This is a genomic window from Mycolicibacterium iranicum, from assembly GCF_014190915.1.
Taxonomy (GTDB): Bacteria; Actinomycetota; Actinomycetes; order Mycobacteriales; family Mycobacteriaceae; genus Mycobacterium; species Mycobacterium iranicum_B.
In genome coordinates, this window is record NZ_JACHVU010000004.1 from 49243 (window position 1) to 63827 (window position 14585).

Sequence of the window (14585 nt, forward strand, 5' to 3'; positions counted from 1 at the left end):
CAGGCATAGGACAGCGCAGTGGTAGAAGAAGCGCCCCCGACCGAGGGGCGGCCGGTTCGTCGGCGTGCCTCCCGGGCAGCAGGGCCGGCGGGCACCCCGGCCGTCATCTCGGCGGCGCCGGGTGGCGAGGCGACGGTGTCGACCACCACCCCGGCGAAGGCCCGCACGGCCCGGCCGGTGGCGCCGCCACCCCGGCGAGCGTCCCACCGGGCCCTGGTCGCCCTGGTGGCGATGATCGCGCTCGTGCTCTCGGGCGGGTTGCTGGCCGGCGGAATCGCCTGGATGGCGCACTCCCAGTCCGCCGGAAAGGCCGCACTGGCGCGGGACCAGCGGTTCGTCGACACCGCCTCGCAGCTGGTGGTCAACATGTTCTCCTACACCCAGGACGACATCGACCAGAGCGTGAACCGGTTCGTCGACAGCACCAGCGGCCCGCTGCGTGACATGTTGAGCCAGGACAACAACGTCGACAACCTCAAGGCGATCTTCCGCGACACCAACGCCAGCTCCGAGGCTGTCGTCAACGGCGCCGCGCTGGAGACGATCGACGAGGTGACCAACAACGCCGCAGTGCTGGTGTCGGTGCGCGTCACGGTCACCGACATGGATGGCACCAACAAGCCGTCGCAGCCCTACCGGCTCCGCGTGATCGTGCACGAGGACGACAACGGCCACATGACCGGCTACGACCTCAAGTACCCCGACGGGGGCAACTGATGAGCAACCGCGTCGCGAAAGTCGTTGCCGCGCTGGCGGTGCTGCTGTCGATCGCCTTCGTCGGCGCCGCCGCGGTGGGCGGCCGGCTGTACTGGAGCGGGGTGGAGCTGCGCGGCGAGCAGGCGGCGCGCGCGGAGCTGCCCCCGTTGGCGGTCAACCAGATTCCGCGGGTGTTCGGCTACGACTATCAGACCGTGGAGCGCAGCCTCAACGACGTCTATCCGCTGCTGACCCCCAGCTACCGGCGAGAGTTCCAGGACCGGGCGAACAAGGACATCATCCCGCAGGCGCGGGAGCGTCAGCTCGTCAGCCAGGCGAACGTGGTGGGCGTCGGAGTGCTCGATGCACAACGCACGACAGCCTCGGTGATGGTCTACATGAACCGTACGGTGACCGACAAGGGCGGGCAGCCCGTCTACGACGGCAGCCGACTGCGCGTCGACTACCAGAAGGTCGGCGGGCAGTGGCTGATCAACTACATCACTCCGATCTGAGATCGGGCTCGGGCTGCTGAGGGCGGTTGGCCAGTGCGTCGAGGAATGACCGCGCCCACCGGTCCACATCGTGGGCGAGCACCTGACGCCGCAGCGCACGCATGCGTCGCCTGCCCTCCTCGGGCGTCTGGTTGATCGCCGCCTCGATCGCGTCCTTGACGCCTTCGATGTGGTGCGGATTGGTCAGGTAGGCCTGGCGCAGTTCGGCTGCGGCGCCGGTGAATTCACTGAGCACCAGCGCACCGCCGAGATCGCTGCGGCAGGCCACGTACTCCTTGGCGACCAGGTTCATCCCGTCGCGCAGCGGCGTCACGAGCATCACGTCGGCGGCGACGAAGAACGCGACGAGATCCTCGCGGGGGATGGGCCGGTGCAGATAGTGCAGCACCGAATGACCGACCTCGCCGAACTCTCCGTTGACATGGCCGACCTGGCGCTCGATGTCCTCGCGCATCGCGATGTAGCTCTCGACGCGTTCCCGGCTCGGCGTCGCTAACTGGACGAAGACGGTGTCCTCGGGATTGATGCGGCCCTCTTCGAGCAACTCCGAGAACGCGCGCAACCGCACGTCGATGCCCTTGGTGTAGTCGAGGCGATCGACCCCCAGCAGGACCTTGCGGGGGTTGCCGAGGTCGCGGCGGAGATCCTTGGCGCGCTGCCTGATCGCGCGGCTGCGGGCCTGCTGGTCGAGTTCGTCGGAGTCGATCGAGATGGGGAACGCCCCGACCTTGACGGTCCGCGAGCCGAACTGGACCTCGCCGAAACGGGAGCGGACGCCGACCGTCGCGCGCGAGGTCGTCGCCCCGACGAGGCGGCGGGACAGGATGAGGAAGTTCTGTGCGCCGCCCGGCAGGTGGAAGCCCACCAGATCGGCGCCGAGCAGGCCTTCGGTGATCTCGGTGCGCCACGGCATCTGCAAGAACAGCTCCACCGGCGGGAACGGGATGTGCAGAAAGAACCCGATGACCAGATCGGGGCGCAGCATGCGCAGCATCTTCGGCACCAGCTGCAGCTGGTAGTCCTGGACCCACACCGTCGCGCCTTCGGCGGCCGTGCGGGCGGTGGCTTCGGCGAAGCGGCGGTTGACCTCGACGTAGCGGTCCCACCACTGGCGGTGATAGATCGGCTTGACGATCACGTCGTGATAGAGCGGCCACAGCGTGGCGTTGGAGAAACCCTCGTAATATTCGGCGACGTCCTCGGCGCTCAGTCGCACAGGCACCAACGTCATGCCGTCCTGTTCGAACGGCTCGTCGGTCGCATCCGGGTCGTCCGGTTCCTCCGGGACGCCGGGCCAGCCGATCCACGCGCCGCGGCGGCGCCGCAGCAGCGGCTCGAGGGCGGTCACCAGGCCGCCGGGGCTGCGCTTCCACTCGGTGGAACCGTCGGGTAGCCGCACCCGGTCGATCGGCAGCCTGTTGGCCACCACGACGAAGTCAGCCGAGGCTGAGGGCGGCACGGGGTGTGCCGAATCGGAGCGGGCCTCGGGTCCGCTCTCGGGCGCCATTACGCGTCGGCGAGCTTCGCCGGTCCGATGCCGAGCATCGACAGGAAGACGCGGCACTCGTCGGCGTCGGTGGCGTAGGCGGCCACGACGCGTCGCGCCTGGCGTTCGGTGCTGTCGGCGATGGGTTCGACGTCGCCGATCTCGGCGGGATCAGATTTGGCAGGCATGTCACAACTCTAGCCAACTACCAGGTGAGTGCCGGGGTCGTGTGCGGACACGTGACACTTCGGCCGTAATGTGAAACGTGTGGCGGACCAGGAACAGGTGACTTACGAGACCCTCGACGAGGGGCGCATCGCGCGGATGTGGCTCAACCGGCCGACCGCGCAGAATGCCCAATCACGCACGCTGCTGGTGCAGCTCGACGAGGCGTTCGGCCGAGCCGAGGCCGATGACGCCGTGCGCGTAGTCATCCTCGCCGCCCGCGGCAAGAACTTCTCGGCCGGGCACGACCTCGGTTCGGAGGAGGCGATGGCCGAGCGGACGCCCGGCCCCGGCCAGCACCCGACGTTCACCTGCAACGGCGCGACCAGGGACGCCGTCATCGAGCGGACGTATCTGCAGGAGTGGCACTACTTCTTCAACAACACCAGCCGCTGGCGGGATCTGCGCAAGATCACGATCGCCCAGGTGCAGGGCAACGCGATCTCGGCGGCACTGATGCTGATCTGGGCCTGCGATCTGATCGTTGCCTCCGACGACGCCCGGTTCAGCGACGTCGTGGCGGTGCGCATGGGCATGCCGGGCGTCGAGTACTACGCGCACCCGTGGGAGTTCGGCGCGCGCAAGGCCAAGGAGCTGCTGCTCACCGGCGATGCGATCGACGCCGACGAAGCGCACCGGCTGGGCATGGTGTCGAAGGTGTTCGCGCGGGCCGAGCTGGAGGACAAGACGCTGGAGTTCGCACGCAGGATCGCCGAACGGCCCACGATGGCGGCGCTGCTGGTGAAGGACTCGGTCAACGCGGCCAGCGACGCGATGGGCTTCAGCGAGGCGCTGCGGCACGCGTTCCACATCCACGAGCTCGGTCACGCGCACTGGGCGGCACACAACGAGAACCGGTTCCCGGTCGGACTTCCGCCCGACGTGCCGGACTGGCGCACGCTCGGCGCACCAAAGCTCTCCCGTCACGGCGAGCCGTGACGTATAACTGGAACCTGTTCTAGTTAGCCGCACTACGTTCAGGGGATCGCCCATGCTGCTGTCGTTATCGGATCGCACCTACCTGGTCACCGGAGGTGGCAGCGGAATCGGCAAGGGTGTCGCCGCTGCCGTCGTCGCCTCCGGGGGCAACGTCGTGCTGGCGGGGCGCAACGCGGACAGGCTTGCGGCGACCGCCGAGGAGTTGAAGGCCGCAGCCGGCGGCGGCGACGGTCAGGTCATGTACGAGCCCGCGGACGTGACCGACGAGGATCAGGCCGCCCGTCTGGTCGCCGCCGCCACGGCGTGGCACGGCCGGCTCGACGGCGTCGTGCACAGCGCCGGCGGTTCGGAAACCATCGGCCCGCTCACGCAGATCGACTCGGCGGCCTGGCGCAACACGGTGAACCTGAACGTCAACGGCACCATGTACGTCCTCAAGCACGCGGCACGCGAGATGGTGCGCGGCGGCGGTGGCTCGTTCATCGGGATCTCGTCGATCGCCTCCAGCAACACCCACCGGTGGTTCGGCGCCTATGGACCCAGCAAGGCGGCGCTGGACCACCTGATGATGGTCGCGGCCGACGAACTCGGACCGTCGTCGGTGCGCGTCAACGGAATTCGTCCCGGGCTGACGCGGACCGACATGGTGGCGCCGATCATGGAGTCGCCCGCGGTCAGCGAGGACTACCGCGCGTGCACGCCGCTGCCGCGGGTCGGCGAGGTCGAGGACATCGCGAATCTGGCGGTGTTCCTGCTGAGCGACGCGGCGAGCTTCATCACCGGTCAGGTCATCAACGTCGACGGCGGGCACGGCCTGCGCCGCGGCCCCGACCTCTCGGGCATGCTCGAACCGCTCTTCGGTGCCGACGGCCTGCGCGGAGTCGTCGCCGAGTAGGGACGGCCTGGGCGGGTGCCGCGGGCCGACGCTGTAAGCACGCAGCGAAAGTTCGAGTGAGGGCCTGCCGGAATACCGTTTCGGCGGGGGTCAGCTGCCCGGCTTGGGGCCGCCCGCCTCCCACGCCGCGAGCGCGCCGAGCGCCGCCCAGTCCAGGTCCCGGCCCCCGGCGGCCATCAGGGTGATGAGGCGGTCACGGACCAGGCTGGCCACCGGCAGCGGCACCTCGAGCTGCTCGCCGGCCGCCAGCACCAACCGCACGTCCTTGAGGCCCAGGTGCGCGGCGAAGCCCGCCGGCTCGAAGTCGTCACGCGCGAGCAGCCCGCCGTAGGTCTTGTAGGCCGGGGCGGCGAACAGCGTCGAGGTCAGCAGGTCCAGGTACTCCTGCTTGTCCACGCCGGCCTTGCCGACCAACGCCATTGCCTCGCCGAGGGATTCGATCATCGAGGCGATCAGGAAATTGCCCGAGAGCTTGACGAGGTTGGCCGCCTTCGGATCCGCTGACACCGCGAAGGTGCGCTGCCCGATCGCATCGAAGAGCGGCTGCAGATCGGCCACGACCGCCGGATCACCCGCGGCGACGACGAAGAGTTTGCCCGCCTCGGCGGCCTCGGGCCTGCCGAACACCGGCGCGGACACGAAGTGCCGGCCCGACTCGGCGTGCGTGGCGGCCAGCCTCTCGGCCAGGGTGACGCTGATGGTGCTCGACGAGACGTGCGTGGCGCCGGGCGGGAGCGATTCGGCGATGCCGCCGTCGCCGGAGACCACCGATTCGACGGCCGCATCGTCGGCGAGCATCGTGACGACCACGTCGGCGTCGCATGCCGCAGCGACCGACTCCGCGGCCACGGCACCGCGCTCGGCCAGCGCCGCGACCCTCCCGGGGGACCGGTTGTACGCGAGAACCTCGTGACCTGCCGCCAGAAGGTTGGCGGCCATGCCGGAGCCCATGTTGCCCAGTCCGATGAAGCCGATTCTCATGACGTCGATGCTAGGCGTGCCCGGGGCGTGGTCAGCCCATGGTCTCGGCGGCTCGTTTGACCGCGTTGACGATGCCCTGGTATCCGGTGCAGCGGCAGAAGTTGCCGGACAGGCCCTCGCGGATCTCGGTGTCGGTCGGGTTCGGGTTCTCCTGGAGCAGCGCCGTGATGCTGGTGACGAAACCCGGTGTGCAGAAGCCGCATTGCAGACCGTGGCATTCGCGCATCGCGGCCTGGACCGGCGACAGTTCACCGTTCTCGTCGGCGATACCCTCGACGGTCGTCACTTCTTGTCCGTCGACCTGCACCGCGAAGACGAGGCACGAGCGCACCGCCTGGCCGTCGAGCAGCACCGTGCAGGCGCCGCAGGCGCCGTGCTCGCACCCCAGATGGGTCCCGGTGAGGCCGCAGCGTTCGCGCAGGTAGTCCGCCAGCGTCAGCCGGGGCTCGACCGTGCCGGCCTGCCGGCGGCCGTTGACCGTGAGCTCGACGGGAATCTCATGCATGGACTGCGCTCCTCGTTTCGAGAGCCGACGTGGTCGCCTCGGTCCAGGCCCGCGCGACCATCGCGGCGCACACCTTCGCACGGTAGGCCGCGGTGCCCTGCAGGTCGGCGGGAATGTCGTCGAGCGCCGAGACAGCCAGGCGGCCGACCTCCTCGGCAGAGATGTCGCCGACACGTTTGCCGACGACGGCGGATTCGGCAGGGTGCGCACGTTCGGGCGTCGATCCCATGCCGAGCAGTCCGATGCCGCAGCGTGCCACGGTGTCGTCGTCGTCGAGCTGCACGGCCAGCGTCGCCCCGGCGATCGCGAAATCGCCGTGGCGGCGAGCGAATTCCTGTACGGAGAAACCGCACCGCCCCGACCAGACCGGGAACGCGACGGCAGTCAGGATCTCGTCGGACGACAGCGCGGTCTCCCACAGGCCGGTGAAGAAATCGGCGGCGGGGATGCGCCGCGTCCCGCGCGCCGACGTCGCCTCGATCTCGGCGTCAAGGGCCAGCGCGACGGCCGCGTACTCGGCGGCCGGGTCGGCATGGGCGATCGCCCCGCCCAGCGTGCCTCGGGTCCGGATCTGGAAGTGCCCGATGTGGGGGGTCGACAGGGTCAGCAACGGAACCGATTCCGCGACTTCATCGTCCATCCCGACCAGTGCATGCGGGGTGCCCGCACCGATCCACACCGCGCCGTCGCGCAGCTCGATGTTGCGCAACTCCTCGACCCGCGAGATGTCCACGAGGTGCTCGAAGTGGGTCAGTCGCATCGCCAGCATGGGGACCAGGCTCTGGCCACCGGCGAGGATCTTCGCGTCGTCACCGAGCTCGCCGAGCAGTGACACCGCGTCGGCGACGGTGCCGGGCCGGTGATAGGCGAACGGGGCGGCTTTCATGAGGCGAGCAACCGGGCCAGGGCGGCCTGCAGGTCGTCGGCGAGGACCGCGGCGGGACCCTTGCGTCGGCGACGTCCGAGCGCGAAACCGAGCGTGCCGGCCGCGGCCGCCGCGGCCAGCAACGGCGCGAACCGTTTGGCCATCGGCACGGCCACCACCTTGAGCAGATCCACCGAGTCACCGCCGGGTTGTGCTGCCGCCGCGGCGGTTTCGGCCGTCGGCGCCGCAGTGGCGGTGGTGGCCGCCGCGGGCGTCGTCCCGCCCAGCAGCTCGGCCTCCAGGCTGCGGGCGAATTGCGCGATCAGGTTGCCCGACACGTCCGCCAGCACGCCGCGGCCGAACTGGGCCGCCTTGCCCGAGATCGCCAGATCGGTGGTGATGGCCACCTGGGTGGCGTCGCCCTCGTCGTTGAGCACGGCGGTGACGGTCGCCGCGGCGGTCCCGTTGCCGCGGGTCTCCTTGCCCTCGGCGCGCAGCACGATCCGCCTGCCGTCGGCGTCCTTCTCCTTGTACGTCGCAACGCCCTTGTAGGACACCGTGATCGGACCCACCTTGACCTTGACCGCGCCGTGGAAGGTGTCGCCCTCCACCGACAGCAGGGTGGCGCCGGGCAGGCAGGGTGCGACGCGCTCGACGTCGGTGAAGACCTCCCAGACCTTCGCGGACGGGACCGCAACCCGGAATTCGTTGTTCAGCTCCACGGTCAGTGGTCCTTTCCAGCTTTTTCGATGAGGTCGACGATCGTGGCGGGGGTGGCGGGCAGTTGGGTCAGCGTCACGCCGAGCGGCGCCAAGGCGTCGTTGATCGCGTTGATGACGGCCGGAGGGGCGCCGATGGCCCCGCCTTCGCCTGCCCCCTTGTAGCCGCCCACGCCGGGCCCGGGGATCTCGACGTGGCCGAACTCGATGGGCGGTACCTCGGTGGCCGTCGGCAGCAGGTAGTCGACGAACGTCGAGGCCACCGGGTTGCCCGCGTCGTCGTAGGCGAGCTTCTCCAGCAGCGCGCCGCCGATGCCCTGCACCGTGCCGCCGGCGACCTGACCTTCGACGACGTTCGGGTTGATCATCGGGCCGACGTCCTCGCTGACGATGTAGCGGGTCAGCGTCACATGGCCGGTCTCGACATCGACCTCGCAGGTGCAGACGTGGGTTGCGTTGGCCCAGTGGATCATCGCCTGCGAGTTGAAGCGGGCGGTGGCCTCCAGGGTGGGGGATACGCCGCCGAGCTGGGCGGGGTCGTAGTAGGAGCGGTACGCGATGTCGGCGAAGCTGACGCTCTTGTCCGGGTCCGTGCGCACGGCGGCCCTGGAGTGGCCGAGTTCGATGTCGGTGCTCTCCACCCCGAGCATCTGTGCGGCGATCGCGACGATCTGGTCGCGCAGGATCCCGCCCGCCTCGTTGACCGCGCCCGCCGTCATCGGCCCGCTGCGGCTGCCCTGGGTCCCCGCGCCGTACGGCGTGACCGCGGTGTCGCCCAGGATGGCGGAGACGTCCTCGATGTTGGCGCCCACGGCATCCGCGGTCAGCTGGACGATCGTCGTCTCGATGCTGTTGCCGGCCGAACCGCCGTTGGCGTAGACGTTGATCTTGCCGGTGGACTCCATCCGGACGGTGGCGCCCTCGGTTGCGAGATGTCCGGTCGCGGCGCCCGTGGGTTCGATGTAGGCCGAGAAACCGAGCCCGATGTAGCGCCCCTGGGCCAGCGCCTCGGCCTGTTCCTTTCGGAAGCCCTCGTGGTCGAGGATCTTCACCGCCTGCTCGAAAGTGTCTGCCGGAGCACAGTTGTCGTAGGGCATGCCGTTGGGGTTGAAGAACGGCATCTCGTCACCGCGCAGGATGTTGATGCGGCGCAGCTCGACGGGGTCCATGCCGATCTTGCGGGCCGCGCAGTCGAGAAGCATCTCCCGCGTGAGGGTTTCGTACTGCCAGGGGCCGCGGTAGGCGTGCAGTCCCGGCGTATTGGAGAACACGGTCTTGTAGTTGAAGCTCGCCTTGGGCACCCGGTACGGGCCGGGGAAGAACATGCCGATGGCCGCGGTGGTCAGCACGGGGTACGGCGTGGGATAGGAGCCCACGTCCTGGATGAAGTCGATGTCGGCGGCGAGGATTTTGCCGTCCTCGTCGAAGGCCATCCGGACCTTGCCGTCGACGTGGCGCGACTGACCGGCCGACATCAGGTTCTCGCGGCGGTCCTCGATCCACTTCAGCGCGGCGGGCACCTTGCGGGCGGCGAGCAGGATGCACATGTCCTCGCGCATCGGCACGACCTTCTGGCCGAACGCGCCGCCCGTGTCGCGCATGATGACCCGCACGCCGTGGGCCGGAACACCGAGCAGCCGCGCCGCGAACGCCCGGAGCTCGTGCGGCGTCTGGGTGGACGCCCACACCGTCAGCTCCGACGTGGTCGGCGTCCACTCGACGACCATGCCGCGCGTCTCCATCGGCACCGGCACGTACATCTGCTGATAGATGTGTTCCTCGACCACGTGCGCGGCGGAGGCGAACAGCTCCTCGTCCGGCGGCATGCCCCCCATGCCGCCGGCCACGTTGTCCGGGTACGCCTCGTGCACCACCGGAACCCCGGCCTCGGCACCCCCGACCGCCTTGCGGAAGTCGGCGATCGCCGGCAGCGGGGCGTAGTCGACCTCGACGAGATCCACCGCGTCCTCGGCCACGTAGCGGCTCTCGGCCACCACCAGCGCGACGGGGTCACCGACGAACTTCACCTCGCCCTCGGCCAGCGGCGGGCGCGGGGTGTCGGGAATGTCCTTGCCGGCTACGGCGTGCCAGGCCTCGCGCACCTCGGGGTTGAGGTCGGCGGCGGTGAACACGGCGTGGACGCCGGGAAGGGCGAGGGCGGCCGAGGCGTCGATGCCGTTGATCGCGGCCCGGGCGAACGGGCTGCGGACGAAGCAGGCGTGCAGCATCCCCGGGCGGCTGATGTCGTCGACGAACCGGCCGTGACCAGTGAGAAGACGGTTGTCCTCGATGCGCGGAACGCGCTGCCCGGCGTAGCGCGGGGCGACGGCGTCCGCAGCGTTGACGGCGGTGTCTGTCACGTGGATCACACTCCTCGGGCTGTAGAGAGTGACGTTATCGCATCCGAGAGCGACATTTCCACCACTGGTGTCTCACTGTTCGTGGTGAATGCGCCCGCCCGTCTCGCTCAAGGGGCGTCCGCCCCCGCCCCAGCGCTGCGCGATGATCTCCGCGGCGATGGAGACCGCCGTCTCCTCCGGGGTCCGGGCTCCGAGATCCAGCCCGATCGGACTGGCGAGCCGGTCCAGCTCGGCGTCGGTGAGGCCCGCGTCGCGCAGGCGCTCCAGGCGGTCCTCATGCGTGCGGCGCGACCCCATCACGCCGATGTAGCCCGCCTCGGGCAGCCGCAGGGCCACCTCGAGCACCGGCACATCGAACTTCGGATCGTGGGTCAGGACGCAGATCGCGGTGCGGGCGTCGACGGCGCCCTGCTCGGCCTGCCCGGCCAGGTACCGGTGCGGCCAGTCGACGACCACCTCCTCGGCCGCCGGGAAGCGGGCGGCCGTGGCGAAGACCGGCCGGGCATCGCAGACGGTCACCCGGTAACCCAGGAAGGCCGCCTGCTGGGCCAACGCCGCCGCGAAGTCGATGGCGCCGAACACCAGCATCCGTGGGCGGGGGGCGTAACTGGAGACGAACACCTCCATGCCCGCGTCCTGGCGCTGGCCGTCGGGACCGTAGACCAGCACCCCGGAGGTGCCCGCCAGCAGCAGCCCGCGCGCATCGTCGGCGACGGCGTCATCGGCGCGCGGCGATCCCACCGACCCGTGCCGGACGTCCCGGCCGACGATGAGCCTCCTTCCGACCCGGGTCGGATCGGGATGGGCGATGACGGTGGCCACGGCCACCGCGCGGTGGGCGGCGATGTCGTCGGCCACATCCTGCAGCTGCGGAAAAGTGTTGCGCGACACGGGCTCGATGAAGATGTCGATGGTGCCGCCACAGGTCAGGCCCACGGAGAACGCATCGTCGTCGCTGACGCCGTAGCGCTGCAGTTCAGCTGCGCCGGTCGCGGCCACCTCCTGCGCCACCTCGTACACGGCGCCTTCGACGCATCCGCCCGACACCGAGCCGGCCACCGTTCCGTCCGGCGCGACCACCATCGCGGCGCCCGGTGGGCGGGGTGCGGACTTCATGGTGCGCACCACGGTCGACAGCCCCGCGGTGCCGCCGGCCCGCCACACCGCCAGCAACTCGTCGAGGACGTCGCGCACCAGCGCAGTGTATGCCTACGCTGAACCGATGAGCGTTCAAGCGCTGCGCTACTTGGTCATTGGGGCGCTGGCGGCGTTCGCCGCCGTGGGTCCGTCCGCGACGGGCTCGGCCGCGCCGGTACCGCCGGTGTCCGACGCCGCCCGCGCCGCCGGCTTCGTCGACGTCCGCAGCGTCGTCCCCGACGCCGTCGTCGATCTGCGGTACGCGACACCGGACAACTTCGTCGGCGTGCCGCTGTACCCCGCGAACGCGCGCTGCCTGGTCCACGAGTCGCTCGCCGCCGGTCTGACCACGGCGGCGGATCTCCTGCGCCGCGGCGGGGAGCGCCTCGTCTTCTGGGACTGCTACCGGCCGCACGAGGTTCAGGTCCGCATGTTCGAGCAGGTCCCCGACCCGGCCTGGGTGGCCCGGCCGGGGGAGTTCGCGCGCAGCCACGTCGCGGGACGGTCGGTCGACGTCACGCTGGCCGGCGCGGACGGATTGGTCGACATGGGCACCGGATTCGACGACTTCACCGCTCGCAGCCTGGCCTACGCCGCCGAGGGCGTCAGCGCGGCGGCGCAGGCCAACCGGGCCCGCCTGCGCGAGGCGATGGTGGCGGGCGGGTTCACCGTCTACGACGGGGAGTGGTGGCATTTCGACGGGCCGGGCGCCGCGGTGGGGCGCCCGATCGTCGATGTGCCGGTCGACTAGACGCTCTGGGAGGTCAGGCACCGCACGTCGGATCGGTTCTGCCGGTTGACGATTCAGAGTTTGGCGAGGTCGGTCTTCATCAGCATGACGTTGTACTCCGACCACAGCGACAGGTTCCAGTACAGTTCGGGCCCCGTGCCCTGCGTCGCCGGCGACCACGGGTGCAGCATCGGCGCATAGATGCCGCCCGTCTGCTGACGCATCAGCACCGTCGCGTCCGACCAGGTGCCCTCGGGCGTATCGGCGGTGCGCATGACGATGTTGTTGGACTGATCGCCGTACAGCACGATGTACTTGCCGAGGTATTCGTTGTACTGCACCGACATCTCGCTGACGGTGTAGCCCGGCTTGGTGAAGCCCAGGAAGCCGCCGGACTTGCCGATGATCGCCGACGCCGATGACGGGCTGCCCTTGACCCACTTCGCCTGCGTGTTGCCGAACCAGCCCGACGACGCCTTCTTGTAGTACTCGTACTTCGAGACGTCGAGGATGTCCTCCGGTGCGACGCGCGCCAGATACGCCGCGCCCTGCCGTCCGTTGGGAGTGCCGTAGACGTAGACGTAGCCGTCGTCGCCCTTGACGAAGGCCGACTGCTGGAAGTTGCGGTTGGCGCTGAGGAACGAGTTGTATCGCACGGATTGCGGTGCGACGGTGAAGTTCTCGCCGTTGTCGGTCGAATACGCGATGGCCGAGTAGTTGGTGTTCCACCGGCCGGCCTGGCCCCACTTCGACACCGACATGAAGCTCACGTACTGGATGGTGCCGAACGGGGTCTCCTCGGTGACCTCGGTGGGCACCGAGACGCCGGCGGTCGGGATGAGGGTCACCGAATTGGGGGCCCACGAAGGCCGGTTGATGATCGGCCGGGCCTGATACTTCTGCGACAGCGGGGCTCCGCCGAACATGTTGCCGTTGAACCATTCCCCGTTGGGGATGTCCATGCCGTCGGACAGATCGGTGTCGGAACTGCGGAACAGCGTGTTGTAGATCCACCTTCCGGTCATCCCCGGGGAGCCGAAGGTGTCGCCGACGGCGATGAGCACCTGGTGTTCGTTGATGTCGGGTGTGGACGGGTCGTCGACCATCCCGTTGTCCCACATCACGCCGACGTCCGTGCCGTACACCTGGTAGCGGGCCAGGGTGTTGGCCAGCAGCGGATTGTTCTTGTAGACGTTGGGACCCGTCACCCAGCTCACGAAGTTCGTCGACGGGCTGACCTGCGGATTGAGCCACGGCGAGTACGAGGGGACCAGTGCCGCCGTGGTGGTCGCGCCCTCGGCCAGAGCCAGGCTCGTCGAGGCGATCGCACTGCTGCGCGGCGCATTCGAGGTGGTGCGGGCGGCGAACAGGTTGTCGAGCTCGCGGCGAGCGAACGACATCAACGCCCACAGGAACGGAGGCTGCGGCGCGTCACCGGGGTCGGCGTCGGCACGCTGGCGGGCCCAGTCGATCATGCTGTTGACCACGTTGACCACCGCGGTGATCAGGGTGGGCCGCTTCGTCACCGCGTCGTCCTGCCCGGGGGTCAGGAGTGCGGCCGTCGTCTGCGAGCTCTTCTGCGTGAGAGTGGACGCGTTGGCGAACACCGCGACCTTCGTCAGCTCCTGCGGCGGCGCGCCGGGGTCGTCGGACTTCGGCTGCGTGGTCACCCCGGTCGGCGCCTCGGTGTCGGTGTCCGCGTCTTCGACGGCGTTGGCATCGGTGTCTTCGGTGTCTTCGGTGGCGCCGGTCGCCTCGGGTTCGGTCTCGCCGGACGTGGCGTCGGACGCCGGTGGGGTCCCGGCATCGCCTCGGTCCTCGGAATCGTCCTCACCGACGGCGGGCTCGGGTTCCGGGTCGCCGGCGGGCGCGGGGTCCACCTCGTCGGTGGGGGTCTCCGCCACCGGGGTCTCCTCGTCCGGCGTTTCCTCGTCGGGGGTCTCTGCGTCGGGGGTCTCTGTATCGGGGGTCTCTGCGTCGGTTTCGTCGTCGGTTGCTTCGTCGGCCGCGTCGTCGGCAGCGTCGTCGGCGGCGGTGGCGGCAGCGTCGTCGGCCGGGGCGTCCCGTCCCGGGGAGTCCACCGAGGCAGAACGGTCCGTCGATTCGCTGGGGGACGTTGCTGAGGTCGACGAGGTCGAGGTTCCGGAGTCGGCCACGTCCGCCGATGCGACACCCTGCCCTGCAAACACTGCTGATCCGACGCCCAGCGCGACGGCCAAGCCGCCGACTCGACCGACGTACGCTGCGGCACCCATGAAACCCCTCAATCCGACCGTGACCTGCCCCCGACGTCTGGACCATTGAATCGCATCGTGGAGGGGGCGGCGAGCAAAAGGATATATCGCCGGATTCGCCGTTTTGTTACCGACAGCATGCGGCTTTCGATCTCGGTGCCATGGGTGAGCGTGCGGCTGGCAAACATCTACGGCATCCGTGGTGCCGACTCGCCAGCGCCTTCGGTTTCAGAACACCGCCCTCGGCAACGAGGTCGCGAAGGCTTCACACCCGTCGCCGACGGCTCTGGCAACAGGA

General features: G+C 69.5%; 14 protein-coding genes. 5 read left to right on the top strand and 9 right to left on the bottom strand.

Annotation, left to right across the window (positions count from 1 at the left end):
- The first annotated feature begins 18 nt into the window (after nucleotides 1-18).
- Together FHR72_RS10620 and FHR72_RS10625 are read left to right on the top strand one after the other, a co-directional pair.
- Nucleotides 19-717 (top strand): Rv1363c family protein, encoded by a 699-nt coding sequence (locus tag FHR72_RS10620; protein ID WP_183467937.1) that lies wholly within the window; start codon nucleotides 19-21, stop codon nucleotides 715-717.
- Nucleotides 717-1211 (top strand): mammalian cell entry protein, encoded by a 495-nt coding sequence (locus FHR72_RS10625; protein ID WP_183467938.1) that lies wholly within the window; start codon nucleotides 717-719, stop codon nucleotides 1209-1211. The genes FHR72_RS10620 and FHR72_RS10625 overlap by 1 nt, the downstream gene beginning before the upstream one ends.
- On the opposite strand, the gene FHR72_RS10630 is transcribed toward FHR72_RS10625, so the two are convergent.
- Nucleotides 1198-2718 (bottom strand): alpha,alpha-trehalose-phosphate synthase (UDP-forming), encoded by a 1521-nt coding sequence (locus FHR72_RS10630; RefSeq protein ID WP_221193391.1) that lies wholly within the window; start codon nucleotides 2716-2718, stop codon nucleotides 1198-1200. The genes FHR72_RS10625 and FHR72_RS10630 overlap by 14 nt on opposite strands.
- Nucleotides 2718-2885 carry a hypothetical protein gene (locus FHR72_RS10635; protein WP_183467939.1) on the bottom strand — a complete coding sequence of 56 codons (168 nt, stop codon included), beginning with the start codon at nucleotides 2883-2885 and terminating at the stop codon, nucleotides 2718-2720. The genes FHR72_RS10630 and FHR72_RS10635 overlap by 1 nt, the downstream gene beginning before the upstream one ends.
- Before the next feature lie 79 nt (nucleotides 2886-2964).
- On the opposite strand from FHR72_RS10635, the gene FHR72_RS10640 reads away from it, so the two are divergent.
- Together FHR72_RS10640 and FHR72_RS10645 are read left to right on the top strand one after the other, a co-directional pair.
- Complete coding sequence (locus FHR72_RS10640) at nucleotides 2965-3861, top strand: enoyl-CoA hydratase (RefSeq protein ID WP_396888425.1); 897 nt, start codon at nucleotides 2965-2967, stop codon at nucleotides 3859-3861.
- Nucleotides 3862-3913: 52 nt separating this feature from the next.
- Nucleotides 3914-4756: an SDR family oxidoreductase gene (locus tag FHR72_RS10645; protein WP_183467941.1), complete on the top strand. Its 843-nt coding sequence runs from the start codon at nucleotides 3914-3916 to the stop codon at nucleotides 4754-4756.
- Between the two features lie 90 nt (nucleotides 4757-4846).
- Here the strand turns inward: FHR72_RS10645 and FHR72_RS10650 are convergent, their stop codons facing one another.
- From FHR72_RS10650 to FHR72_RS10675, 6 genes are all read right to left on the bottom strand, one after another.
- Nucleotides 4847-5737 (bottom strand): NAD(P)-dependent oxidoreductase, encoded by an 891-nt coding sequence (locus FHR72_RS10650; protein ID WP_221193392.1) that lies wholly within the window; start codon nucleotides 5735-5737, stop codon nucleotides 4847-4849.
- A 31-nt stretch (nucleotides 5738-5768) separates the two neighbouring features.
- Complete coding sequence (locus tag FHR72_RS10655; protein WP_183467942.1) at nucleotides 5769-6242, bottom strand: (2Fe-2S)-binding protein; 474 nt, start codon at nucleotides 6240-6242, stop codon at nucleotides 5769-5771.
- Complete coding sequence (locus FHR72_RS10660) at nucleotides 6235-7128, bottom strand: FAD binding domain-containing protein (RefSeq protein WP_183467943.1); 894 nt, start codon at nucleotides 7126-7128, stop codon at nucleotides 6235-6237. Before FHR72_RS10660 ends, FHR72_RS10655 begins: the two co-directional genes overlap by 8 nt.
- A complete protein-coding gene (locus FHR72_RS10665) occupies nucleotides 7125-7829 on the bottom strand; it encodes an SRPBCC family protein (protein ID WP_183467944.1) in 705 nt (234 codons plus the stop codon). Before FHR72_RS10665 ends, FHR72_RS10660 begins: the two co-directional genes overlap by 4 nt.
- Nucleotides 7830-7831: 2 nt before the next feature.
- Complete coding sequence (locus tag FHR72_RS10670; protein ID WP_183467945.1) at nucleotides 7832-10186, bottom strand: xanthine dehydrogenase family protein molybdopterin-binding subunit; 2355 nt, start codon at nucleotides 10184-10186, stop codon at nucleotides 7832-7834.
- A 72-nt stretch (nucleotides 10187-10258) separates the two neighbouring features.
- Entirely contained in the window at nucleotides 10259-11380 is a 1122-nt protein-coding gene (locus FHR72_RS10675; RefSeq protein WP_183467946.1) for an XdhC family protein, read from the bottom strand.
- Nucleotides 11381-11408: 28 nt separating this feature from the next.
- On the opposite strand from FHR72_RS10675, the gene FHR72_RS10680 reads away from it, so the two are divergent.
- Nucleotides 11409-12074 carry a M15 family metallopeptidase gene (locus tag FHR72_RS10680; RefSeq protein WP_183467947.1) on the top strand — a complete coding sequence of 222 codons (666 nt, stop codon included), beginning with the start codon at nucleotides 11409-11411 and terminating at the stop codon, nucleotides 12072-12074.
- A 53-nt stretch (nucleotides 12075-12127) separates the two neighbouring features.
- On the opposite strand, the gene FHR72_RS10685 is transcribed toward FHR72_RS10680, so the two are convergent.
- Nucleotides 12128-14308 carry a glycoside hydrolase family 183 protein gene (locus FHR72_RS10685; protein WP_183467948.1) on the bottom strand — a complete coding sequence of 727 codons (2181 nt, stop codon included), beginning with the start codon at nucleotides 14306-14308 and terminating at the stop codon, nucleotides 12128-12130.
- Between the last annotated feature and the right edge of the window lie 277 nt (nucleotides 14309-14585).